The organism is Variovorax sp. V35 (assembly GCF_041154465.1).
In the GTDB taxonomy this organism is placed as follows: domain Bacteria; phylum Pseudomonadota; class Gammaproteobacteria; order Burkholderiales; family Burkholderiaceae_C; genus Variovorax; species Variovorax boronicumulans.
The window spans coordinates 4,165,973-4,188,811 of sequence record NZ_AP028666.1; the positions used below are offsets into that span (position 1 = coordinate 4,165,973).

Annotated in this window: 23 protein-coding genes; 15 read left to right on the forward strand and 8 right to left on the reverse strand. The window is 67.8% G+C overall.

Going from position 1 to position 22,839, the window contains the following annotated elements:
• Positions 1-160: 160 nt before the first annotated feature.
• The 4 genes from pssA to ACAM42_RS19355 all read right to left on the reverse strand — a co-directional run bounded on the left by pssA (position 161) and on the right by ACAM42_RS19355 (position 4,827).
• A complete protein-coding gene (gene pssA, locus ACAM42_RS19340) occupies positions 161-985 on the reverse strand; it encodes a CDP-diacylglycerol--serine O-phosphatidyltransferase (protein WP_062478071.1) in 825 nt (274 codons plus the stop codon).
• Positions 986-1,256: 271 nt separating this feature from the next.
• Positions 1,257-2,273 (reverse strand): ketol-acid reductoisomerase, encoded by a 1,017-nt coding sequence (gene ilvC, locus ACAM42_RS19345; protein ID WP_062478069.1) that lies wholly within the window; start codon positions 2,271-2,273, stop codon positions 1,257-1,259.
• Between the two features lie 148 nt (positions 2,274-2,421).
• A complete protein-coding gene (gene ilvN / locus ACAM42_RS19350; RefSeq protein ID WP_062478068.1) occupies positions 2,422-2,913 on the reverse strand; it encodes an acetolactate synthase small subunit in 492 nt (163 codons plus the stop codon).
• 129 nt (positions 2,914-3,042) lie between these two features.
• Positions 3,043-4,827: an acetolactate synthase 3 catalytic subunit gene (locus ACAM42_RS19355; protein ID WP_369629063.1), complete on the reverse strand. Its 1,785-nt coding sequence runs from the start codon at positions 4,825-4,827 to the stop codon at positions 3,043-3,045.
• Positions 4,828-5,110: 283 nt separating this feature from the next.
• Between ACAM42_RS19355 and ACAM42_RS19360 the strand changes: the two genes are divergently transcribed.
• From ACAM42_RS19360 to ACAM42_RS19385, 6 genes are read left to right on the forward strand one after another with little or no spacing between them, the layout of a single operon-like run.
• Positions 5,111-5,677, forward strand: coding sequence for an RNA polymerase sigma factor (locus ACAM42_RS19360; RefSeq protein ID WP_062478063.1), 567 nt, complete (start codon positions 5,111-5,113; stop codon positions 5,675-5,677).
• Positions 5,674-6,099 carry a DUF3619 family protein gene (locus ACAM42_RS19365; protein ID WP_062478060.1) on the forward strand — a complete coding sequence of 142 codons (426 nt, stop codon included), beginning with the start codon at positions 5,674-5,676 and terminating at the stop codon, positions 6,097-6,099. Before ACAM42_RS19360 ends, ACAM42_RS19365 begins: the two co-directional genes overlap by 4 nt.
• A 59-nt stretch (positions 6,100-6,158) precedes the next feature.
• Positions 6,159-6,983 carry a DUF3106 domain-containing protein gene (locus tag ACAM42_RS19370; protein WP_369629064.1) on the forward strand — a complete coding sequence of 275 codons (825 nt, stop codon included), beginning with the start codon at positions 6,159-6,161 and terminating at the stop codon, positions 6,981-6,983.
• 12 nt (positions 6,984-6,995) lie between these two features.
• Entirely contained in the window at positions 6,996-7,556 is a 561-nt protein-coding gene (locus tag ACAM42_RS19375) for an RDD family protein (protein WP_369629065.1), read from the forward strand.
• Positions 7,553-7,951, forward strand: coding sequence for a diacylglycerol kinase (locus tag ACAM42_RS19380; protein ID WP_062481435.1), 399 nt, complete (start codon positions 7,553-7,555; stop codon positions 7,949-7,951). The genes ACAM42_RS19375 and ACAM42_RS19380 overlap by 4 nt, the downstream gene beginning before the upstream one ends.
• A gap of 31 nt (positions 7,952-7,982) precedes the next feature.
• Positions 7,983-8,573, forward strand: coding sequence for a TIGR00730 family Rossman fold protein (locus ACAM42_RS19385; RefSeq protein WP_369629066.1), 591 nt, complete (start codon positions 7,983-7,985; stop codon positions 8,571-8,573).
• A 126-nt stretch (positions 8,574-8,699) separates the two neighbouring features.
• Here ACAM42_RS19385 and ACAM42_RS19390 read toward each other — a convergent pair whose 3' ends face one another.
• Positions 8,700-9,038, reverse strand: coding sequence for a P-II family nitrogen regulator (locus ACAM42_RS19390; protein ID WP_056580191.1), 339 nt, complete (start codon positions 9,036-9,038; stop codon positions 8,700-8,702).
• Positions 9,035-10,732, reverse strand: coding sequence for an NAD+ synthase (locus tag ACAM42_RS19395; RefSeq protein WP_062481432.1), 1,698 nt, complete (start codon positions 10,730-10,732; stop codon positions 9,035-9,037). Before ACAM42_RS19395 ends, ACAM42_RS19390 begins: the two co-directional genes overlap by 4 nt.
• A 19-nt stretch (positions 10,733-10,751) precedes the next feature.
• Between ACAM42_RS19395 and ACAM42_RS19400 the strand changes: the two genes are divergently transcribed.
• Positions 10,752-11,993 carry a GNAT family N-acetyltransferase gene (locus ACAM42_RS19400; RefSeq protein WP_369629067.1) on the forward strand — a complete coding sequence of 414 codons (1,242 nt, stop codon included), beginning with the start codon at positions 10,752-10,754 and terminating at the stop codon, positions 11,991-11,993.
• 77 nt (positions 11,994-12,070) lie between these two features.
• Positions 12,071-12,823 carry a hypothetical protein gene (locus tag ACAM42_RS19405; RefSeq protein ID WP_369629068.1) on the forward strand — a complete coding sequence of 251 codons (753 nt, stop codon included), beginning with the start codon at positions 12,071-12,073 and terminating at the stop codon, positions 12,821-12,823.
• Positions 12,824-12,867: 44 nt separating this feature from the next.
• Here the strand turns inward: ACAM42_RS19405 and ppa are convergent, their stop codons facing one another.
• A complete protein-coding gene (gene ppa / locus ACAM42_RS19410) occupies positions 12,868-13,395 on the reverse strand; it encodes an inorganic diphosphatase (protein WP_007834256.1) in 528 nt (175 codons plus the stop codon).
• 254 nt (positions 13,396-13,649) lie between these two features.
• On the opposite strand from ppa, the gene ACAM42_RS19415 reads away from it, so the two are divergent.
• The 7 genes from ACAM42_RS19415 (at position 13,650) to ACAM42_RS19445 (ending at position 22,111) form a co-directional block, all read left to right on the forward strand.
• Positions 13,650-16,166, forward strand: a complete 2,517-nt coding sequence (locus ACAM42_RS19415; protein ID WP_369629069.1) for a sodium-translocating pyrophosphatase — start codon at positions 13,650-13,652, stop codon at positions 16,164-16,166.
• A 1-nt stretch (position 16,167) separates the two neighbouring features.
• Complete coding sequence (locus ACAM42_RS19420) at positions 16,168-16,536, forward strand: nuclear transport factor 2 family protein (RefSeq protein WP_062481424.1); 369 nt, start codon at positions 16,168-16,170, stop codon at positions 16,534-16,536.
• Between the two features lie 72 nt (positions 16,537-16,608).
• Positions 16,609-17,340, forward strand: a complete 732-nt coding sequence (locus ACAM42_RS19425; protein ID WP_070060925.1) for a MerR family transcriptional regulator — start codon at positions 16,609-16,611, stop codon at positions 17,338-17,340.
• Between the two features lie 5 nt (positions 17,341-17,345).
• Positions 17,346-18,782 carry a TolC family protein gene (locus tag ACAM42_RS19430; protein WP_223301332.1) on the forward strand — a complete coding sequence of 479 codons (1,437 nt, stop codon included), beginning with the start codon at positions 17,346-17,348 and terminating at the stop codon, positions 18,780-18,782.
• Positions 18,783-18,787: 5 nt separating this feature from the next.
• On the forward strand, positions 18,788-19,771 hold the full coding sequence (locus ACAM42_RS19435; RefSeq protein ID WP_369629070.1) for an HlyD family secretion protein: 984 nt from the start codon (positions 18,788-18,790) through the stop codon (positions 19,769-19,771).
• Between the two features lie 13 nt (positions 19,772-19,784).
• Positions 19,785-20,969, forward strand: a complete 1,185-nt coding sequence (locus ACAM42_RS19440) for an ABC transporter permease (RefSeq protein ID WP_369629071.1) — start codon at positions 19,785-19,787, stop codon at positions 20,967-20,969.
• A complete protein-coding gene (locus ACAM42_RS19445; RefSeq protein ID WP_369629072.1) occupies positions 20,969-22,111 on the forward strand; it encodes an ABC transporter permease in 1,143 nt (380 codons plus the stop codon). The genes ACAM42_RS19440 and ACAM42_RS19445 overlap by 1 nt, the downstream gene beginning before the upstream one ends.
• Here ACAM42_RS19445 and ACAM42_RS19450 read toward each other — a convergent pair.
• Complete coding sequence (locus ACAM42_RS19450) at positions 22,108-22,737, reverse strand: TetR/AcrR family transcriptional regulator (protein WP_062473073.1); 630 nt, start codon at positions 22,735-22,737, stop codon at positions 22,108-22,110. The genes ACAM42_RS19445 and ACAM42_RS19450 overlap by 4 nt on opposite strands.
• Between the last annotated feature and the right edge of the window lie 102 nt (positions 22,738-22,839).

Genomic DNA, 22,839 nt, shown 5'->3' on the forward strand with positions numbered 1-22,839 from the left:
CGGCCCGTTGCTGGTGCGAACGGGCCGTGATGAGGGATTAGCGCGTGCGCTACCGTCTCCGCCCGTGAGGGAGGGCTAGTAGGGCCAGCAGCGAAATCTTGGTCATGAGGGTTGCGAATGTAGCACAGCCTTCGCGGGCCTGTGAAGGCCCGGGGCTTCTTCAGTTGTGCAGCCCCCGCTCGTCGGGCTCTTCGGTCGAGGTGCTGATCACGCTCACCGGCTGGCCCTTGGCCTTGCGCCACGCGTACACCACGTAGCCACTCAGGCCATAGGCCACGAAGAGGCTGAACAGCACCGTCGGCGGATGGATGTTGATGACCGCGATGCCCAGCGCAATCAGAACGATCACGACGAAGGGCACGCTCTTCTTCATCTGGATGTCCTTGAAGCTGTAGAACGGCGCGTTGGTCACCATGGTGAGGCCCGCGTACAGCGTGAAGGCGAAGGTGACCCAGGTGATCTGCGTCCACGAGAGGTACAGCACCTCGCCACCGCGCTTGCCCCATTCGTTCACGAGCCAGATAAAGCCCGCCACGAGCGCCGCGGCCGCCGGCGACGGCAGGCCCTGGAACCAGCGCTTGTCGACCACGCCCGTGTTGACGTTGAAGCGCGCGAGCCGCAGCGCGGCGCAGGCGCAGTACACGAAGGCGGCGATCCAGCCCCAGCGCCCCAGCCCCTTGAGCGACCACTCGTAGGCGATGAGCGCGGGCGCGGCGCCGAACGACACCATGTCGGACAGCGAGTCCATCTGCTCGCCGAACGCGCTTTGCGTGTTGGTCATGCGGGCTACGCGCCCATCGAGGCTGTCGAGCACCATCGCGGCGAACACGCCGAGCGCGGCCAGGTCGAAGCGCGCGTTCATGGCCATCACGACCGAGTAGAAGCCGCCGAACAACGCCGCCAGCGTGAACAGGTTCGGCAGGATGTAGATGCCCTTGCGACGCTTGCGCGGCTGCGCGTCGTCGGGGACGGTGTCGTCATGCATTGAATTGGCCTCCGTCCCTCGTGGGAACTGCCCGATCAGCTATCCATTCGATAGCATCTTGGTCTGTGAATCGCATGCTTCGCAGTGTAGTTCAGGGGACCCGTGCGCTCCCCTTCAAACAAAAGGGCCACCGCGACGGGTGGCCCTCTGATTTGCGTGCTTCAAAGGCAGCCGAGGCGGCCGCCGCCGGGCCGCCCCAAGGCGAGCCGCGCCTCCCCCTCGGGGGGTGGCAAATTACACGCAGCGAAGCGGAGTGAAAAGCCGGGGGGCTTTAGTTCCGGGTCTGGTCGACCAGCTTGTTCTTCTTGATCCAGGGCATCATCGCGCGCAGCTTTTCGCCGACGACTTCGATCTGATGCTCAGCGTTCAGGCGACGGCGGCTGATCAGCACCGGCTGGCCGGCAGCGGCTTCGAGCACGAAGCTCTTGGCGTATTCGCCGGTCTGGATGTCCTGCAGGACCTTCTTCATGGCCTTCTTGGTCTCGTCGGTCACGATGCGCGGGCCCGTGACGTACTCGCCGTATTCGGCGTTGTTCGAGATCGAGTAGTTCATGTTGGCGATGCCGCCTTCGTAGATCAGGTCGACGATCAGCTTCAGCTCGTGCAGGCATTCGAAGTACGCCATTTCGGGCGCGTAGCCGGCTTCCACCAGCGTTTCGAAACCAGCCTTGATCAGCTCGACCGTGCCGCCGCACAGAACCGCTTGCTCGCCGAACAGGTCGGTCTCGGTTTCTTCGCGGAAGTTGGTCTCGATGATGCCGGCCTTGCCGCCGCCGTTGGCGGTGGCGTAGCTCAGCGCGAGGTCACGCGCCTTGCCGCTCTTGTCCTGGTGCACCGCGATCAGGTGCGGCACGCCGCCACCTTGCGTGTACGTGCCGCGCACGGTGTGACCCGGAGCCTTGGGAGCGACCATCCACACGTCGAGGTCGGCGCGCGGCTGCACGAAACCGTAGTGCACGTTGAAGCCGTGCGCGAAGACGAGCGAAGCGCCTTCCTTGATGTTCGGGGCCACGTCGTTCTTGTAGACGGCGGCGATCTGCTCATCGGGCAGCAGGATCATGACGACGTCGGCCGACTTCACGGCGTCAGCGACTTCAGCGACCTGCAGGCCGGCCTTGCCGACCTTGTCCCACGAAGCGCCGCCCTTGCGCAGGCCGACCACGACCTTGACGCCGCTGTCGTTCAGGTTCTGCGCATGTGCGTGACCCTGCGAGCCGTAGCCGATGATGGCAACCGTCTTGCCCTTGATCAGGCTGAGGTCCGCGTCCTTGTCGTAATAAACCTTCATGATGTTCTCCAGATAGATAAGCGAGTTGCAGTGTGTTGTTGTGCCGTTCGTCCTGAGCCTGTCGAAGGGCTCAATGCAGTCCCCGCTCGCGCGGAGGCTTCGACAAGCTCAGCCCGAACGGGCAGCGACTGAGCTCCGAATCATGGTGTCAGACCCGCAGGATGCGTTCGCCGCGCCCGATGCCGCTGGCGCCGGTGCGCACCGTCTCGAGGATGGCGCCGCGGTCGATCGCTTCCAGGAAAGCGTCGTTCTTGCCGTGGTCGCCAGTCAGCTCGATGGTGTAGCTCTTGTCGGTCACGTCGATGATGCGGCCACGGAAGATTTCCGCCATGCGCATCATTTCCTCGCGTTCCTTGCCCACCGCACGCACCTTCACCATCATGAGCTCGCGCTCGGTGTAGGCGCCTTCGGTCAGGTCGACCACCTTCACGACCTCGATGAGACGGTTCAGGTGCTTGGTGATCTGCTCGATCACGTCGTCCGAGCCGTTGGTGACGATGGTCATGCGCGAGAGGCTTGCGTCCTCGGTCGGCGCGACGGTCAGCGATTCGATGTTGTAGCCACGGGCCGAGAACAGGCCCACCACGCGGGAAAGAGCACCCGGCTCGTTTTCCAGCAGTACTGCAATGATGTGTTTCATGTTGGCGTGACTCCTCTTTTCGCCTACGCGGAAGCTTTCGCTTTCGCCGCCCTCCCCCGTGCACGGTAATGCGCGGGCTTGGCGGGCAATAGATTCGTCAGTAAAGGTTGAACGAACGAATGTTCCGGATCAGAGATCTTCGGAACCCAGCAGCATCTCGGTGATGCCCATGCCGGCCTTGACCATCGGGAACACGTTCTCGGTGGGGTCGGTACGGAAATCCATGAACACCGTGCGGTCCTTGAGCTTGCGCGCTTCGCGCAGCGCCGGCTCCACGTCTTGTGGACGCTCGATCAGCATGCCGACGTGGCCATAGGCCTCGGCGAGCTTCACGAAGTTGGGCAGCGCGTCCATGTAGCTGTGGCTGTAGCGGCCGGAGTATTCGATCTCCTGCCACTGGCGCACCATGCCCAGGTAGCGATTGTTGAGCGAGCAGATCTTGATCGGCGTGTTGTATTGCAAACAGGTGGAGAGCTCCTGGATGCACATCTGCACCGAGCCTTCGCCGGTGATGGTGAACACTTCCGAGTCGGGCTTGGCGAGCTTGATGCCCATGGCGTAGGGAATGCCCACACCCATGGTGCCCAGGCCGCCCGAATTGATCCAGCGGCGCGGCTCGTCGAAGCGGTAGTACTGGGCGGCCCACATCTGGTGCTGGCCGACGTCCGACGTGATGTACGTGTCGGCGTCCTTGGTCATGTTCCAGAGGGTCTCGACCACGAACTGCGGCTTGATCACGTCCTTGTTGTCGCGGTCGTACTTGAGGCAGTCGCGCGAGCGCCAGCCTTCGATGGTCTTCCACCAGTCGGCCAGCGCGCCGGCATCGGGCTTGGTCGTGCTCTCGCGGATCATCGAGATCAGCTCGGTAAGCACGTCCTTCACGTCGCCGACGATCGGGATGTCGACCTTCACGCGCTTGGAGATGCTCGACGGGTCGATGTCGACGTGGATGATCTTGCGTTCGTTCTGCGCGAAGTGCTTCGGATTGCCGATCACGCGGTCGTCGAAGCGCGCCCCCACGGCCAGCAGCACGTCGCAGTTCTGCATCGCGTTGTTGGCTTCGATGGTGCCGTGCATGCCCAGCATGCCCAGGAACTTGCGGTCGCTCGCCGGATAGGCGCCCAAGCCCATCAGCGTGTTCGTGACGGGGTACCCCAGCATGTCGACCAGCGTGCGCAGCTCGTTCGTGGCGTTGCCCAGGAGCACGCCGCCGCCGGTGTAGATGTAGGGGCGCTTGGCCGCCAGCAGCAGTTGCAGCGCCTTGCGGATCTGACCGCCGTGGCCCTTGCGCACCGGGTTGTACGAGCGCATCTCGACCTTGTCGGGATAGCCGCTGTACGGAATCTTCTTGAAGGAAACGTCCTTCGGCACATCCACCACCACGGGGCCGGGACGGCCGCTGCGTGCGATGTGGAAGGCCTTCTTCATCGTCATGGCCAGGTCCTTCGGATCCTTGACGAGGAAGTTGTGCTTGACGATGGGGCGCGTGATGCCGACCGTGTCGCATTCCTGGAAGGCGTCGAGGCCGATGGCGGCCGTCGGCACCTGGCCGGAAATGATCACCATCGGGATCGAGTCCATGTACGCCGTCGCGATGCCGGTGACCGCATTGGTCAGGCCGGGACCGGAAGTGACCAGTGCCACGCCGACTTCGCCGGTGGCGCGCGCATAGCCGTCGGCTGCGTGGACGGCGGCCTGTTCGTGGCGCACCAGCACGTGCTGGATGGTGTCCTGCTTGTAGAACGCGTCGTAGATGTAGAGAACCGCGCCGCCCGGGTAGCCCCAGATGTACTGGACGCCTTCGGCCTGCAGTGCCTTGACCAGCACTTCAGCGCCCATGAGTTCTTGCGTGGTGTTGCCGGCGCTAGAGGACGCGGCTGCTGCGGAAGCGAGTTCCGCCTTCGAGATTTCCATGATCAACCTTTGTGTTTTTTCGGGAACGAAAAACCTTGGGTGCCCCTTGCCAGCCCTTGTGGGGCCGCGCCAGGACTTGAGGCCAAAGCCATGAGCGGACTGATGTTCCGCCGGACCGTGACCCGTTTGCCTTTTGACTTGCAAGGCGGATTATGACACTACCGGCGCGTTCAGACTCGCTTCAGGTGCCCTGTCTTGGCACAAAGGCATAATCCGCGGCATAAAAACATGAGCGTTCGCCAAACATCCTCCCCACGCGGCGCGTCCCGCCGCCCCCTCTCATTTGGCTACTGAACACGAACTCTCCGACTTCCTGAAAAACGTCGAACGACGGGCCTTCAAGCGCTCGGTCTATCACGTGCGGGACGAAGAAGCGGCCTTGGACATCGTGCAGGACAGCATGATGAAGCTGGCCCAGCACTACGGCGACAAGCCTGCCGAGGAACTGCCGATGCTGTTCCAGCGCATCCTGTCGAACTGCACGCTCGACTGGTTCCGCCGCCAGAAGACCCGCCGCGCCCTTTTTTCCAACCTGAGCGACTTCGAACCGGCCGACAACGGCGAAGATTTCGACCTGCTGGAGAACTTCGTCTCGCCAACCGACTCCAGAGAATCGGAGAGCGCCGAAGACACCACCCGCCGCAGCCAGGTCTTTCACGAAATCGAAGAACAGATCGCGGCTTTGCCCGGCCGTCAACGCGAGGCTTTCCTGATGCGTTACTGGGAGGAAATGGACGTCGCAGAGACGGCCGCCGCAATGGGCTGCTCCGAGGGCAGCGTCAAAACCCATTGTTCGCGAGCTGTCCACGCTCTGAGCAAGGCGCTCAAGGCCAAGGGAATATCGCTATGAACACTAAGGTTCCAACCTCTCAATCCAGCGCAGCAGAAGACCGCTTCGGCCAACGGCTGGCGGCCCGGCTGTCGGACGGCAATCAAGCGTTGCCGCACGACATCAGCGAGCGTCTGCGCGTTGCCCGTTCGCAGGCCGTGGCCGCGCGCAAGCAGGCGCCGCAGCTGCGCACGGCGCCCGTCGCGGTCCAGTCGGGCCACACGGTCACGCTGGGCGGCAGCTGGTGGACGCGCATCGGTTCCGTGGTACCTCTCATCGCCCTGGTGGCCGGCCTGATCACCATCAGCGTGCTGCAGGACGACGACCGCGCCAGCGAACTCGCCGAGGTCGACTCGGCCCTGTTGACGGGCGACCTGCCGCCCGCCGCCTACACCGATCCCGGCTTCGCCCAATTCCTGAAGTCCGACAGCGCCTCCGACTGAACACCTTGCCCGACCGAATGCGACGCCGCTCCGTTTCCCGTGCGAAAGCCCTGCTTCCGTTGCGCCCGCTCCCGGCGGGCGCCGTCGTTTGGGCGGGTGCGCTGGCAGCCGCTGCCTTCGGCCTGACGCTGGCCGATGCACAGACGCTGCCCGAAACCGCCAAGCCCGCCAAGCCCGCCACGCACGCCGCAGCCACCAATGGCGCGGCAAGCCCCAAGGCCGTTGCCACGACCAAGCCCCTGTGGAACGAACTGAGCAACGAGCAGCAGCACGCCCTGAAGCCGCTGGCTTCGCACTGGAACACGCTGAACGCCGGCCAAAAGCGCAAGTGGCTGGCCTTGTCGCGCAACTACGCGAACATGCCCGCCGACGACCAGGTCACGCTGCACAGCCGCATGATCGAATGGGCGGCGCTGAGCAACCAGCAGCGCGCCCAGGCCCGCCTGAACTTCGCCGAGGTCAAGCGCTTGCCTGCCGACGAGCGCAAGCTCAAGTGGGAGCAGTACCAGGCGCTGAGCGAAGAAGAAAAACGCAAGCTCGCCGAGAGTGCCCCGCCCAAGCCCCGCGGCGCCGCCCTGCCGGTGCGCCCGGTCTCGTCGCAGAAGCTCGTGCCCGTGCCGGCCGTCACGCCGCCCGGGCAGCACACGCCCCGGATCGTGCCGGCCACGCCGCCCACGCCCGTGCTGCCGCCGGCGGCCATCGTGGTGAGTTCGCCGGCGACGCCCCCTGCCGCCGCGGAACGCCCCGCAGTGCAGGCCAGCACCGTGGTCGCCCCGGCGGCGTCGGCGCCGAGCAGCCTCACGCCGCCGCCGGTGCCCGCCGAGGCCCAGGTGCCAGCGCCGTCCGCGGCCACGGCGCCTGCGGCCTCGTCCTCCGCCCCCTGACCGAAGGTTTCGATGGTTTCCAGTTCGCCCGAGGCCTCGGGACCCGGCCAATCGGCCTCGCCCTCTTTATCCACCCCCAACGCTCCCGCGGTGCCTGGCCTGTGGCGGCGCATGGCCTGCTGGCTCTATGAGGGCATGCTGCTGTTCGCGGTCGTGTTCGTGTCCGGCTGGCTGTTCAGCACGCTGGGCCAGATGCGCGACGCCATGGACGAACGGCGGCACCTGCTGCAGGCCTTCCTCTTCGTGGTGTTCGGCGTCTACTTCGTCTGGTTCTGGGCCAAGGGCCAGACGCTGGCCATGAAGACCTGGAACATCCGCATCGTCGACCGCCACGGCAGTCCCGTCAGCCAGGGCCGCGCACTCGCGCGCTACCTGCTGAGCTGGGTCTGGTTCCTGCCGCCGCTGGCCGCCATCGCCCCGTTCAAGCTGTCGGGCGGCGAGTCGACCGTCCTGATCTTCGGCTGGGTCGCCATCTGGGCGCTGCTGGCCCGTTTTCACCCCGAGCGCCAGTTCTGGCACGACGCCTGGGCCGGTACGCGGCTCATCACCTCCAAGCCGATGAGCCGCCAATGAGTGCCCTGCCCGACCCCGCCGTGAACCCGCAGAAGGCCCGCAAGGGCTTCGAGCGCGTCTGGCATGCCACCCTGATCTCGCTGCACGGCCTGCGCGCCGGCTGGAGCGAGCCGGCGTTCCGCCAGGAAGCCATCTTGTCGATGCTGATGATCCCGGCCGCCTTCTGGCTCGGGCGCAGCTGGGTCGAGGTGGCACTGCTCGCCGGCAGTGCCATCCTGGTGATGATCGTGGAGCTGCTCAACACGGCGGTGGAAGCCGCCATCGACCGCATCGGCCCCGAATGGCACGACCTCTCCAAGCGCGCGAAGGACATGGGCAGCGCCGCTGTCCTGCTGTCGCTCACGCTGTGCGGCGGCATCTGGGCCGCGGCCCTGTGGCAACGCTTCGTGTCATGAGCGGGTCCGCCGCCTGCGGCATGATCGCAGGATGACTCCTGAATTTTCGATTTGCGTGTATTGCGGCTCGCGCCCCGGCGAGCGCCCCGAGTTTTCCCAGGCCGCCCAAGCCGTGGGCCAGTGGATCGGCAGCCACGGCGGCCAGCTCGTCTACGGCGGTGGCCGCACAGGCCTGATGGGCACGGTGGCCGAGGCCACCCGCCAGGCCGGCGGCCGCGTCGTCGGCATCATCCCCAAGGCCCTGGTCGACAAGGAACTGGCCAATCCCCTGTGCGACGAGCTGCACGTGGTCGACACCATGCACGAGCGCAAGGCCATGATGGGCGAGCGCGCCGACGCCTTCCTCGCGATGGCGGGCGGCATCGGCACCTTCGAAGAACTGTTCGAGATCTGGACCTGGCGCCAGCTCGGCTACCACGACAAGCCGACCGGCATCCTCAACACCGCCGGCTACTACGACGGCCTGCTGGGCTTCCTGGCGCACAGCGTGCGCGAGGGCTTCATGGGCGAATGGCAGATGGACCTGGTGCGCACCGGCACCGACGTGCCCGAACTGCTGACCGCACTGCGCGCCGAAGTCCCCCTGCACCCCCGCGACGACAAATTGTCAGAAAACCTCTGAGCCCCAAAGGCCGCTGGAGCCCCTTCCAGCGAACACCGCGGAACCGGCTTTGCCGGGCCGCAGGTGTTGCCCCCGGTAGGGGGTTGGCGTAGCGACACGAAGTGCGCGCAGCCTGGGGGCGAGCTTTTAAACTGCGTTTTCGTTTTCTTCGCCGGTGCGGATGCGCACGATGCGCTCCACCTCGGTCACGAAGATCTTGCCGTCGCCGATCTTGCCGGTGCGCGCCGAGCTCACGATGGCCTCGATGCAGCGCTCCACGTCGCTCTCGTTGACGACCACTTCGACCTTCATCTTGGGCAGGAAGTCGACCACGTACTCGGCGCCGCGGTACAGCTCGGTGTGGCCCTTCTGGCGGCCGAAACCCTTGACCTCGGTCACCGTGAGGCCGGTGACACCCACCTCGGCGAGGGCTTCGCGCACGTCCTCGAGCTTGAAGGGTTTGACGATGGCGGTGATCTGCTTCATGGTTTTTGTGCTCCGGCGGTTTCGTTGAACTTGCTGGTGATAGGGTAACGCCAATCCTTGCCGAAGCTTCGGTGGGTGACCCGGATGCCTACGGGCGCCTGGCGCCGCTTGTATTCGTTGATCCTGATGAGCCGCGCAACCCGCTCGACCACCGCGCGGTCGTAGCCCGCGGCAATGATCTCGTCGATGCCTTCATCGTCCTGCATGTAGCGTGCCAGGATGCCGTCCAGCACGTCGTAGGGCGGCAGGCTGTCCTGGTCGGTCTGGTCGGGGCGCAGCTCGGCGCTCGGGGGGCGCGTGATGATGCGCTCGGGAATCGGCGCCGCGCCGGTGCCGTACGGGTCGTGGGCATTGCGCCAGCGCGCCAGCGCGAACACAGTGGTCTTGAGCAAGTCCTTGATGACCGCAAAGCCGCCCGCCATGTCGCCGTAGAGCGTGCAGTAGCCGGTGGCCATCTCGCTCTTGTTGCCGGTGGTCAGCACGATGGCGCCGAACTTGTTCGACAGCCCCATCAGCAGCGTGCCGCGGATGCGGGCCTGGATGTTCTCCTCGGCCGTGTCTTCCGGCCGGCCCGCGAACTCCCCGGCCAGCGCGGCCTTGAAGGACTCGAAGGTGTGCTTGATCGAAATCTCGTCGTAGCGCACGCCCAGCCGGCCGGCCATGTCCCGCGCGTCGATCCAGCTGATGTCGGCCGTGTAGGGCGACGGCATCATCACCGCGCGGACCTTGTCCTTGCCCAGCGCGTCCACCGCGATCGCGAGCACCAGCGCCGAGTCGATGCCGCCCGACAGCCCCAGGATCGCGCCCGGAAAACCGTTCTTGCCGACGTAGTCGCGCACACCGAGCACCAGCGCGTCCCACAGCTGCGCCTCGGCGTCGCGCGGCGCGGCGATGGCCGACGGATCGGCCACGACGGCGACGCCGCCCTGCGCCCCGCGCGCGAGCTCCATGAAGACCAGCCGCTCGCGAAAGCTCTCGGCCTGCGCGGCCAGCGCGCCGTCGGCCTGCAGCGCGAACGAGGCGCCGTCGAACACCACCTCGTCCTGCCCGCCCACCAGGTGCGCGTAGACCAGCGGCAGGCCCACGGCGCGTGCGCGGTCGGCCATGCGCGCCACGCGCTCGCCTTCCTTGCCGACGTGGTACGGCGAGGCGTTGATCACCGCCAGCACCTCGGCGCCGCCAGCGCGCGCCAGCTCGGCCGGCGCATCGAACCAGGCGTCCTCGCAGATCAGCAGGCCCACCGACACGCCGCCCGCCTCGAACACGCAGGTGCCCTGCCCCGGCGTGAAGTAGCGGCGCTCGTCGAACACCTGGTAGTTCGGCAGTTCGCGCTTGGCGTAGGTTTCGAGGATGCGGCCTTCCTTGAGCACGCTGGCCGCGTTGTGGCGCAACTGCACGGCCACAGATCGGCTGCGCAGGCTGCCGCCGCTGGGATGCCCCACCACCACGACCATGTCTTTGAGGTCGGCCAGCGCGGCGGCAATGCCTTTCACGGCATCATCACAGGCTTCGGTGAAGGCGGGACGGAGGAACAGGTCCTCCGCCGCATAGCCGGCAATCGAGAGTTCGGGTGTCAGCAGAAGGCGCGCGCCTTGCGCGTAGGCCTCGCGTGCGGCGCCGACGATCTTCTGCGCATTGCCGACGAGGTCGCCCACCACAAAATTGAGTTGCGCGATGGCGAGCTTGAGCGTCATACAGAAGGAAAAAAAAGGCTTGAACGATTATGTCATTCGGGTTCTGGCGTCGCCGTCGGACATCGACCCGCAAGCCTGGAACGCCCTGCTCGCCGCGCAGCCCGAGCCCTCGCCCTTCATGCGCCACGAATACCTCGCGGCGATGCACGACAGCGGCAGCGCCTCGCCCGAGCGCGGATGGACGCCGCAGTTCGTCACGCTGTGGCGCGGCGATGTGCTCGAAGCCGCCTGCGCGCTCTATCTCAAGGACCATTCCTACGGCGAGTACGTGTTCGACTGGGCCTGGGCCAACGCCTACGAGCAGCATGGGCTCGCCTACTACCCGAAGGCCGTGGTAGCAGCGCCCTTCACGCCCGTGCCCGGCGCCCGGCTGCTGGCACGCGACGCGCAAAGCCGCACGCTGCTGGTGCAGGCGCTGGTGGCGGTCTGCAAGGAACAGGAACTTTCGTCTTTGCATCTGCTGTTCGGCGCCGACGCGGATATCGCCGCATGCACCGAAGCCGGGCTGATGCTGCGCCACACGGTGCAGTTCCACTGGACGAACGTGGCCCCCACGCTCGGCACTGACGTGTCCTCGCTGCCCCCCGAGGGGGCGCGTTTCGCCTTGGGGCGGCCCGGCGGCGAAACCGAACCCGGCTACACCAACTTCGACGCCTTCCTCGCCAGCCTCTCGCACGACAAGCGCAAGAAGATCCGTCAGGAGCGCCGCAAGGTCGCCGAGGCCGGCGTCAGCTTCCGCTGGTCGCGCGGCACCGACATCGCCGCCGCCGACTGGGATTTCTTCTACCGCTGCTACGAGCGCACCTACCGCGAGCACGGCAACCCGCCCTACCTCACGCGCGATTTCTTCCAGCGCATGGCCGACACGTTGCCAGAGGCGTGGCTGCTGTTCGTGGCGGAGCGCGACGGGCGCCCCGTCGCGACCAGCCTGATCGCACTCTCCACCGACGAGGCCCAGCCGCTGGTGGCCTACGGCCGCTACTGGGGCGCGCTGGAGCGCGTCGACTGCCTGCACTTCGAGGCCTGCTACTACCAGCCCATCGCCTGGTGCATCGCGCACGGCGCGGTGCGCTTCGAAGGCGGCGCGCAGGGCGAGCACAAGATGGCCCGCGCGCTGATGCCGGTGCGCACCACCAGCGCCCACTGGCTCGCGCACCCGTCGTTCGCCGATGCCGTCGAGCGTTTCCTCGAGCGCGAAGGCGCCGGCATCGAGAACTACATGGACCACCTCGGCGAGCGCAGCCCGTTCAAGGCGGCCTGAGCGGTGCGGGAGCGCCGGGGGCTGCTATAAAGCCGCCCGGCACTCAAACAACCACACACAACACACAGGGAGCACCGATGCCATTCGTCGGACTGGGACTGCACATCCTCATCGCGCTGTACTTCGCCGTGCATGCCATGCGCCACGGCAAGCAGATGTACTGGCTCATCATCCTCTTCAGCTTTCCGCTACTCGGCAGCATCGTGTACTTCGTGGTCGAGTACCTGCCGGCCTCGCGCATGCAACGCACCGCGGGCAAGGTGGCGAACGCGGCCATCGGTTTCATCGATCCCGAGCGCGAATACCGCGCCGCCGCCGAGGCCTACGACCTGGCGCCCACGGCGCAGAACAAACTGCGCCTGGCCAAGGCTGCGCTGGACCGCGGCCAGGCGGCCGACGCCGTCGGGCACTACCGCGACGCGCTGAAAGGCCCCTTCGCCTCCGACCCCGAGCTGCAGTTCGGCCTGGCCAGCGCGCTGGTCGCCGAAGGCAGCCCGGCCTCGGCCCGCGAAGCCTCGCAGGCACTGCAGAACCTGCGCGCCACGCGCGACGACTACCGCAAGGACGAGGTCGCCGTGCTGAACGCCCGCGCGCTGGCCGCCGAGGGCCGCACGTCCGAAGCGCGCGAAGCCTTCGAGGCGGCGCTGAGCACCTACAACACGGTGGAAACGCGCGCCCGCTACATCGCGTGGCTGGCGCAGCAAGGCGACACCGCCGGTGCGCAGCGCCATTGGAACGAGCTGCAGCAGGCGGCGCGCCACTGGAACGCGCATGCGCGAGGCGTCAACCGCGAATGGATGCGGCTGGCCGGGGATGCGGTCCAGGGCTGACGGCCCGGAGCATCCAGGCCGCCTCTTTCAAGCGAAAGAAAAAATTACTTCTTGTACGCGGCGATGCCGTCAAGAACTTCCTTCTTGGCGGCGTCGATGCCTTCCCAGCCCAGCACCTTGACCCACTTGCCGGCTTCCAGGTCCTTGTAGTGCTCGAAGAAGTGGCTGATGGCCTTCAGGCGCATCGGGTTCACGTCGTCGACCGACTTCCAGTGGCTGTAAATGGGCAGCACCTTGTCGGTGGGCACGGCCAGCACCTTGCCGTCGACGCCGGCTTCGTCTTCCATCATCAGGATGCCCAGGGGGCGGCAGGGCACGACCACGCCCGGCAGCAGCGGGTACGGGGCGATCACCAGCACGTCGACCGGGTCGCCGTCGCCCGACAGGGTCTGCGGCACGTAGCCGTAGTTGGCCGGGTAGTACATGGCCGTCGTCATGAAGCGGTCCACGAAGATCGCGCCCGATTCCTTGTCGACTTCGTACTTGATCGGGTCGGCGTTCATCGGGATTTCGATCACGACATTGAAGGCGTCGGGGACGTTCTTGCCGGGGGAGACTTTGTCGAAGGACATGACGTTTTTCGAGTAGTTGAAAAGTATGAGACGGATGGGGACAAACCCGGAGTTTACTTTCCGTGTCACGGGCCGGTCGCACGCGTGTGTGTTTTTGCCTGTAAATTGCAAGCGTTGGCCAATCGGCTCCGCACCTCCGGTGCAGTGAGCTTCGAGGAAGCAACGCGGCGGAGAACATGGTCCCGTACGCGTTGCGCGCAGGGCCCAGGCTGTCCGTCTCCACAAGTCACAACGAACGAATGGAGAAGCAAAGCATGAGCGGCAACACCCCCCTGATTCTTGCCATCGTCTGCGGCCTGGTGGCCGTAGGCTACGGTTTCTGGGCCCGAAGTTGGATTCTCGCCAAGGACCCGGGCAACGCCCGGATGCAGGAAATCGCCGCGGCCATCCAGGCCGGCGCCTCGGCCTACCTCGCCAAGCAGTACACCACCATCGCGGTAGTGGGCGTGGTGCTCGCGGTGCTCATCGCCCTCTTCCTCGACCTGACCACGGCCGTCGGCTTCGTGGTCGGCGCGGTGCTCTCGGGCGCCTGCGGCTTCATCGGCATGAACGTGTCGGTGCGCGCCAACGTGCGCACCGCGCAAGCCGCGACCAAGGGCATCGGCCCGGCGCTCGACGTGGCATTTCGCGGCGGCGCCATCACCGGCATGCTGGTGGTGGGCCTGGGCCTCTTGGGCGTGACGGGCTTCTACTGGTTCCTGGCCGGCAGCGCGCCGAAGGCGGACCACAGCCTTGCAGCCATCCTCAATCCGCTGATCGGCTTTGCCTTCGGCTCCTCGCTGATCTCGATCTTTGCGCGCCTGGGCGGCGGCATCTTCACCAAGGGCGCTGACGTCGGCGCAGACCTGGTGGGCAAGGTCGAGGCCGGCATTCCGGAAGACGACCCGCGCAACCCGGCGGTGATCGCCGACAACGTGGGCGACAACGTCGGCGACTGCGCCGGCATGGCGGCCGACCTGTTCGAGACCTACGCGGTGACGCTCATCGCCACCATGGTGCTGGGCGCGCTGATGGTCACGGCGGCACCACTGGACGCGGTGCTGTACCCGCTCGCGCTGGGCGGCGTGTCGATCATCGCGTCGATCATCGGCTGCTTCTTCGTGAAGGCCTCGCCGGGCATGGTCAACGTGATGCCGGCGCTCTACAAGGGACTGGCGGTCGCGGGCATCCTGTCGCTGATCGCGTTCTGGTTCGTCACGAGCTGGATCATTCCCGACAACGCCATTGCCGCCAGCGGCAGCCAGCTGAAGCTGTTCGGCGCCTGCTTCGTGGGCCTGGCGCTCACCGCCGCTCTGGTGTGGGTCACCGAGTACTACACCGGCACGCAGTACAAGCCCGTGCAGCACATCGCACAGGCCTCGACCACCGGCCACGGCACCAACATCATCGCGGGCCTTGGCGTGTCGATGCGCTCCACCGCCTGGCCGGTGATCTTCGTGTGCATCGCGATCCTGGCCTCGTACTCGCTGGCCGGCCTGTACGGCATTGCAGTCGCTGCCACGTCGATGCTGAGCATGGCCGGCATCGTGGTGGCGCTGGACGCCTACGGCCCGATCACCGACAACGCCGGCGGCATCGCCGAAATGAGCGAGCTGCCCGACAGCGTGCGCGCCGTGACCGACCCGCTCGACGCGGTCGGCAACACGACCAAGGCCGTGACCAAGGGCTACGCCATCGGCTCCGCCGGCCTCGCCTCGCTGGTGCTGTTCGCGGACTACACCCACAAGCTCGAGAGCTTCGGGCTGAACATCAGCTTCAACCTGAGCGACCCGATGGTGATCGTCGGTCTGTTCATCGGCGGCCTGATCCCCTACCTCTTCGGTGCGATGGCCATGGAGGCCGTGGGCCGCGCGGCGGGTGCGGTGGTGGAAGAAGTGCGCCGCCAGTTCCGCGAGATCCCTGGGATCATGGAAGGCACCGGCAAGCCCGAGTACGGCAAGGCCGTGGGCATGCTGACCGGCGCGGCCATCAAGGAAATGATGATCCCTTCGCTGCTGCCGGTGGTGGTGCCGATCCTGGTCGGCCTGCTGCTCGGACCGAAGGCGCTCGGCGGCCTGCTGATGGGCACGATCGTCACGGGCCTGTTCGTCGCCATCTCGATGTGCACGGGCGGCGGTGCGTGGGACAACGCCAAGAAGTACATCGAAGACGGCCACCACGGCGGCAAGGGCTCCGAGGCGCACAAGGCGGCCGTCACCGGCGACACCGTGGGCGACCCCTACAAGGACACGGCCGGCCCGGCGGTGAATCCGCTGATCAAGATCATCAACATCGTGGCGCTGCTGATCGTGCCACTGGTGGTCAAGTTCCACGCCGGCGATGCGGCCGCGGCCGTGCCGACCAAGGTCGAAACGCCGCCTGCAGCCACCGCCCCCGCCGCGATGGCACCGGCGGCCACGCCGGCCGCCACCCTCGCCTCGGCGGCCGTGGGAGCCACCGAAGCCGCGGCGGTGAAGGTCGAGAACGGCATCGTGAAGTTCTACTTCGCGAGCGCCAGCGCCGAGGTCGCGCCCAATGCCAAGGAGGCGCTGGCCGATGTCATCAAGGCCGTACAGAGCGGCAGCACCGTGCTGGTGAGCGGCTACCACGACGCCAGCGGCGACGCGGCCAAGAACGCCGAGCTGGCCAAGCAGCGCGCCATGGCCGTGCGCGACGCCATCAAGGCGGCGGGCGCGCCCGAGGACAAGATCGAACTCGCCAAGCCCGAGCAGTCGCAGGCCGACGGCCCAGCCTCGGAAGCGCGCCGCGTCGAAGTGAAAGTGAAGTCCTGATATGCCCACGCCCGCCCGGCTCGAAGCCTTCATTGCCGCCGTCGAGGGCGGCGCGCATGCCCAGGTCATCGAAGACTTCTACACCGAAGACGCCACGATGCGCGAAAACCAGGCCGAGCCGCGGCGCGGACGCAGCACGCTGGTCGCACAGGAAAGCGCCGTGCTCGCGCGCACCGAGTCGGTGGCGTCGACCTGCGTGCGGCCGGTGCTGGTGAACGGCGACCACGTCGGCATTCACTGGATCTTCGAGTTCACGTTCAAGGGCGGCGGGCGCATGCGCATGGAAGAGATCGCCTGGCAGCGCTGGGACGGCGAGCGCATCGCCGAAGAACAGTTCTTCTACGACCCGGCGCAGCGCAAGCCGGGCTGAGGATGCCCCGCCCGGACCGCGCGATCCGGGCTGGTTTATGCAACATTTTCGATGTAACATTGAAACTGTCACATGAACGCATCCACCGCCACACCCGATTCCACGGCCCCGCAGGACCTCTCCATCGAGGCCCTGGCGGCGCGCACGGGCGTCACGGTGCGCAACATCCGCGCCTACACCACGGGCGGCCTGCTGCCGCCACCGCGGCTGCAGGGCCGGCTCGGCCTGTACGGCCCCGACCACGTCCAGCGCCTGGCGCTGATCCGCGAACTGCGCGAACAGGGCTTCGGCATCGAGGCGATCCGCCGCATCTTCACGCGCGCGCCGGCCTCCACCTGGCCCGACCTGCTGGCTGTGGCCCGCTCGGTGTCGGGCAGCCTGTTCGCCGAAGAAACGCCCGTGGTGGTGTCGGCCCAGGCGCTGGCCACCAAGTGGCAGGGCCAGATGACACCCGCCCTGCTCGGCCGCGCCACCCGCGCCGGCCTCATGCGCGAACTGCCCGACGGCCAGGTGCAGGTGCTGAGCCCGGCGCTCGGCCAGGTCGCAGAACAGCTGGCCGCGCTGGGCCTGCCGCTCGAAGCGGTCATCGGCATGCAGGAAACCATGGTCCGCACGCTGCGCACCGTGGCGCGGCGCTGGCTGCGTACGCTGGCCGACAGCCTGCTCTCCGGCGACACCCTCGATGCCGGCCGCGCCGCGCAGCTGCTCGAGAAAGCACGGCCGCTGGCCACCGGGGCGGTGCAGGCCGCCTTTCCCGTGATCCTGCAGCAGGAGCTCGACGCCCTGCTGCACAAGACCGCCTGATGCCGATGACACGACCTCGCCTCGCCCTTCTTCCGTCCCTGCTGCTGTTGCCGGCCTTCCTCGGCGGCGCGGCTTTCGCGCAGCAGCAGGCCCGCGGCGACACCACCTCCACGCTGGCGCTGAGCTTCGACGCCGCGCGCCAGCGCATGGTCGAACGCTCCGACAAGCTGGCCGCCGCGCGCATCGCCGTCGAGGCCAAGGAACTGCAGAGCGAAGGCGTCAAGCGCCTGGGCGGGCCGGTGGTCAGCATCTCGGGGCTGGCCTATGCGTACAACGCGAACCTGAACCTCGACCTCGATCCGCTCAACCAGAAGCTCGGCCAGATCGGCTCGTCGCTGCCGCCGTCGATCCAGAGCTTCGTCTCGCGCGTGCCGATTCCGCAGCTGCCCAACAGCTACACGCTGAACCGCCACGACACCGGTGCCAACGCCTCGGTGTCGGCCGTGTGGCCGCTCTACCTGGGCGGCGCGACCGACGCGGTGCGCGGCTTCGTCTCGGCGCAGGCGCGTGAGGCCCAGGCCGATGCCGAACAGGCCGGCCACGAGGTCGACACGCTGCTGGTGCAGCGCTACTTCGGCGCCCAGCTCGCACAGCGCGCGGCCACGCTGCGCCTGCAGGCCGAGCGCACCATCGCCCAGCATGACGCGGCGGCGCAGAAGATGCTCGCGGCCGGCGTCATTTCGCGCGTCGAGCGGCTGCAGGCCAGTGCCGCGTACGAAGAAGCGCGCCGCAACGCCCGCAAAGCCGAGAACGACGCCGCGCTGGCGGGCGTGGCCCTGGCGCGCACGGTGCGCGCCGAAGGCAGCGTCACGCCGCAGACGCCGCTGTTTCTCATCAGTGCGCCGATCGAACCGCTCGGCCACTTCATCGATGCGGCGCTCACGCGGCATCCGGGCCTGGGCAAGGTCGCGGCCAAGAAGGCACAGGCCGAGCAGCTGCACGAAGGCGAAGAAGCCCTGCGCCGACCGCAGGTGATCGCCTTCGGCACGCGCGAGATCAAGAGCGGCAACGCCGACTGGGTGGCCGGCCTCGGCGTGCGCTGGACGCTGTACGACTCGGTCGACCGCAACGCGCTGTCGGCCGCCTCGCACAAGCAGGTCGAGCAGGCCGAGCGCACCGACCTGCAGGCGCGCAGCGACATCTCGCTGTTGGTCGAACGCAACTGGCGCGCGCTGGACAACGCACGCCGCCAGTACCTCGAGATGAAGGTCTCGGTCGAGCTCGCACAGGAGGTGGTCAAGCTGCGCACCGCCGGGCTGCGCGAAGGCACCAGCACCACGCTCGACCTGATCGACGCCGAGACCAACCAGGCCAAGGTGCTGACCGAACGCGCGCAGGCCGCCAACGACTACGTGCAGGCGCTCGCGCAGCTGCTCGAGAGCGCGGGCCTGTCCGAGACTTTTTCCGACTACATCGCGCGCGCCGACGTGAAGGTGAACTGACCATGATGAGTGCCAAGACCCGCCGACTGATCGCCATCGCCGCCGCACTGCTCGTGCTGGTGCTGCTCGTCTGGGGCTTCTGGCGCGCCGCGCAGCCGGCGCCCGAGGTGTTCCAGGGCCAGATGGAAGCGCGCGAGACCGACGTGGCCGGCAAGGTCACGGCGCGCATCGCCGAAGTGGCGGTGAAGGAAGGCGACCGCATCCAGGCCGGCGCCCTGCTGGTGCGCATGGACAGCCCCGAGGTGCGCGCCAAGCTGGCGCAGGCCACCGCCGCCGAACAGGCCGCGCAGGCCGTGGCCGACAAGGCGCAGAACGGCGCCCGCCCGCAGGAGATCGAAATGGCGCGCATGCAGTGGCAGCGCGCCGAAACCGCCGCCCAGCTCGCGCAGACGTCGTTCCGCCGTGTCGACGGCCTGGCGCGCGACGGCCTCGTGGCCGACCAGAAGCGCGACGAGGCCGAGGCCAACTGGAAGGCCTCGCGCGACGCCGCCGTGGCGGCCAAGGCGCAGTACGACATGGCGCGCACCGGCGCCCGCCCCGAAGACAAGGCCGCCGCCAGCGCGCAGGCACGGCAGGTGGCCGGCGTGGTCGCCGAGGTGGAAGCCGCCAAGGCCGAGACCGAGCTGCGCAGCCCGGTCGTCGGCGAGGTGGCCAAGGTGCTCGCCAAGGTCGGCGAGCTCTCGCCGCAGGGCGTGGCCGTGGTCACGGTGGTCGACCTGAACGACCAGTGGGTGGTGCTCAACGTGCGCGAAGACCGGCTGGCCCGCTTCGCGCTCGACAAGGAATTCGACGCCCGCCTGCCCGCCCTGCCCGAAGACCGGCGCACCGCCCGCTTCAAGGTGTATTACAGCGGCGTGCTGCCCGACTTCGCCACCTGGCGCGCCACGCGCGGCGGCGCCGGCTTCGACGTGCGCACCTTCGAGGTCCGCGCCCGGCCGCTCAAGCCGATCGAAGGCGCGCGCCCCGGCATGAGCGTTCTGGTCGACTGACGCCGCACCCGCCATGAGCCTGCGCGGCTTTTCCACCGCCAGCGCCCGGCGCGAATTCGCGCTGCTGCGCACGCGTCCGTGGGACCTGGCCATGATCTCGTGGGTGCCGCTGCTCGCGGTGTTCCTGATCTGGTGGATCTTCTCGGCCGGCCTGCCCGAGCGCCTGCCAATCGGCGTGCTCGACCAGGACCACTCCGCCCTCTCGCGCCAGCTGGTGCGCTTCCTGGACGCCACGCCGGGCCTGCGCGTGGCGCAGCAGTACGCCGACGAAGGCGAGATGCAGCGCGCGCTCACCAGCGGCGCCGTCGATGCGGCGGTGCAGCTGCCGCGCGAGCTGAGCCGCGACGTCAAGCAGGGCCGCGTCGGGCAGGTCGTGCTGCTGCACAACGCGCAGCTGGGCACGCACTCGAGCCTGATCCAGCGCGACGTGCGCACCGCCGTCGCCACGGTGTCGGCCGGCGTCGAGCTCGCGGTGCGCAATAAGCGCGGCGAGTCGATGAAGGCCGCGCGCGTCAGCATGGACCCGGTCAAGGCCAGCATGGTGGCGCTGTTCAACACCTCGACCGACTACGAGCAGTTTCTCGGCGCCGCGCTCATTCCGGCGCTGCTGCACATCCTCGCGATGACGGCCGGCGCCTGGGCCGTGGGCCGCGAGCTGCGCGACCGCAGCCTGGGCGGCTGGCTCGGCGCCGCGCCGCGCTGGCCCGAGGCGCTGGCCGCGCTGGCGGGCAAGCTGGCGCTGCCGTTCGCGAGCCTGTCGGCGGTGGGCCTGGCCGCCATGCTGTGGATCACGGCAGGCCGCGGCTGGCACCCGGTCGGCTCGGTGGGATGGACGCTGTTCGCGCTGATGGTGTTCCTGGCGCTGTCGATCGCGCTCGGCGCCTTCGTGGCCAGCCTCACGCGGTCGCTGCGCACCGCGCTGTCGGCCACCGGCTTCATCACCGCGCCGGCCTTCGCGTTCGGCGGCGTGGGCTTTCCGCTGGTCGCCATGCCGGTGCTCGCACAGCTGTGGGCCGGCCTGCTGCCCTACACGCACTACATCCGCGTGCAGATGGAGCAGCTGCAGATGGGCGCGCCGTTGGCCTACTCGGCCGCCACGCCGCTGTGGATGGTGGTGGGCACCGCGGTGCTGCTGGCCGTGTCGGCCACGCTCCTGGTGCGTGCGGCCGCGGCGCCCGAGACGTGGGGAGGCCGCTGATGAGCACGCGCACCCAGGGCTTCGCCGCCGCCTGGCGCGACACCGCCTTCGGCGTGCTGCGCGACAAGGGCGTGCTGCTGATCATGCTGCTCGCGCCCATCATTTACGGCTTCTTCTACCCCTGGCCCTACGGCACGCAGGCCGTCACGCGGGTGCCGGTGGCGGTGGTCGACCAGGACCACAGCGGGCTGTCGCGGCAGATCGCGCGCTTCGCCATGGCCAGCCCGCGGCTGGACGTGCGCATGGTCACGTCCGACGTGCACGAGGCGCAGCAGGCGCTGTGGCGCGGCGAGATCGAAGGCTACGCCCTGGTGCCGCAGGACCTCAAGCGCAACGTGCTGCGCGGCACGCCGGCGGTGGTGAGCATCGAGGGCAACGGCGCCTACGCGCTGCTGAACAAGGCGGTGCTGTACGGCTTCTCGGAGGCGGTGGGCACGGTGTCGGCCGGTGTCGAGATCCGCAAGCTGCAGGCCGGCGGCCAAAGCGCGGTCCAGGCCGCGCGCAGCCGCAGCCCGCTCAACACGCAACTGGTGGCGCTGTTCAACCCGACCGAGGGCTACGGCAGCTACGTGGTGCCGGCGGTGGCGCTGCTGATCCTGCAGCAGACGCTGCTGATGGGCGTCGCGATGCTGGCCGGCACCTGGGCCGAGGCCGGTCGGCTGCGTGCGGGCATGGGTGCGTGGCTGGGGCGGCTGGGCGCGCTGTCGGGCTTCGGCGTGCTGAGCGGCCTGTTCTATTTCGGCTGGGTGTTCTTCCTGCAGGACTACCCGCGCGGCGGCAATCCATTCGGCGCGCTGGTGCTGCTGCTGTTCTACGTGCCCGCGATCTGCGTGCTCGGCCTGCTGCTGGGCTGCTGGTTCCGCGACCGCGAGCGTGCGTTGCAGGTGCTGCTCTTCACGGCGCTGCCGATGGCTTTTCTCTCGGGCTTTTCATGGCCCGTCGAGGCCCTGCCCGCGCCGCTGCAGGCGCTGCGCTGGCTGTTCCCGAGCACGGCGGGCATCCAGGCCTCGCTGCGACTCAACCAGATGGGGGCGCCGCTGCACGACGTGCTGCCGTACCTCGGCGCGCTGGCGGCGATGGTGGTGGTGGGACTGCTCGTGCTGTGGGCTGCGGCCACGCCGCGCCAGAACGAGCGCGACTAGCGCCGGCTGTCCGCCGCCACGGCGCGCACCAGCCGCGTGGCGGGCGCCACCAGCTCGCGCAGGTCGCCCACGCGGTCCTGCTCGATGGCCTGCAGCACCAGTTCGTTGATGCCGCCCACCACCGTCATCGCCATCTGGCTGCTCATGTGTGCTGCGGGCACCTCGCCTGAGTCGCTGCTGTTGATCGCCACCTGGATGAAGTTGGCGATCTCGCCGTTCACGCGCCGCCGCGCCGCCAGGCCCGGCAGGCCCAGCCCGAGGATCTCGACGAACAGCGTGCGCAGCAGCACCGGGTCTTGGGCGAGGTAGTCCATGTAGGCGGTCATCGCCTGCTCCACCTGCGTGTGCCAGGGCTGGGCCGGGTCGAAGGCCTCGCTCACGGCCTGCAGGCCGAGCCGGCTGGCCGTTTCGTACAGCGCGATCAGGCACTCGGTCTTGGTGCTGAAGTGCTCGTAGAACGTGCGCCGCGACACGGCGGCCTCGCGCACGATGTCGGCGATGGTGGTGTCGGCGTAGCCCTTGGCCGCCACGGCATGCGCCATGCCCTGGAGCAGCCGCGCGTAGTGCTCGCTGGGCGCGCCTTCGGCGGCATCGGGCGTGGCGGTTTTGTCGATGGTGGCAGTCATGTGCGATTCATTCTCCTACGCCTTGGTACTTGACAGTACCAGCTCACAATTGCACCATGGCGGCACGCGGTACGGAGTTGTACCAACTTTTACCCTCGAACT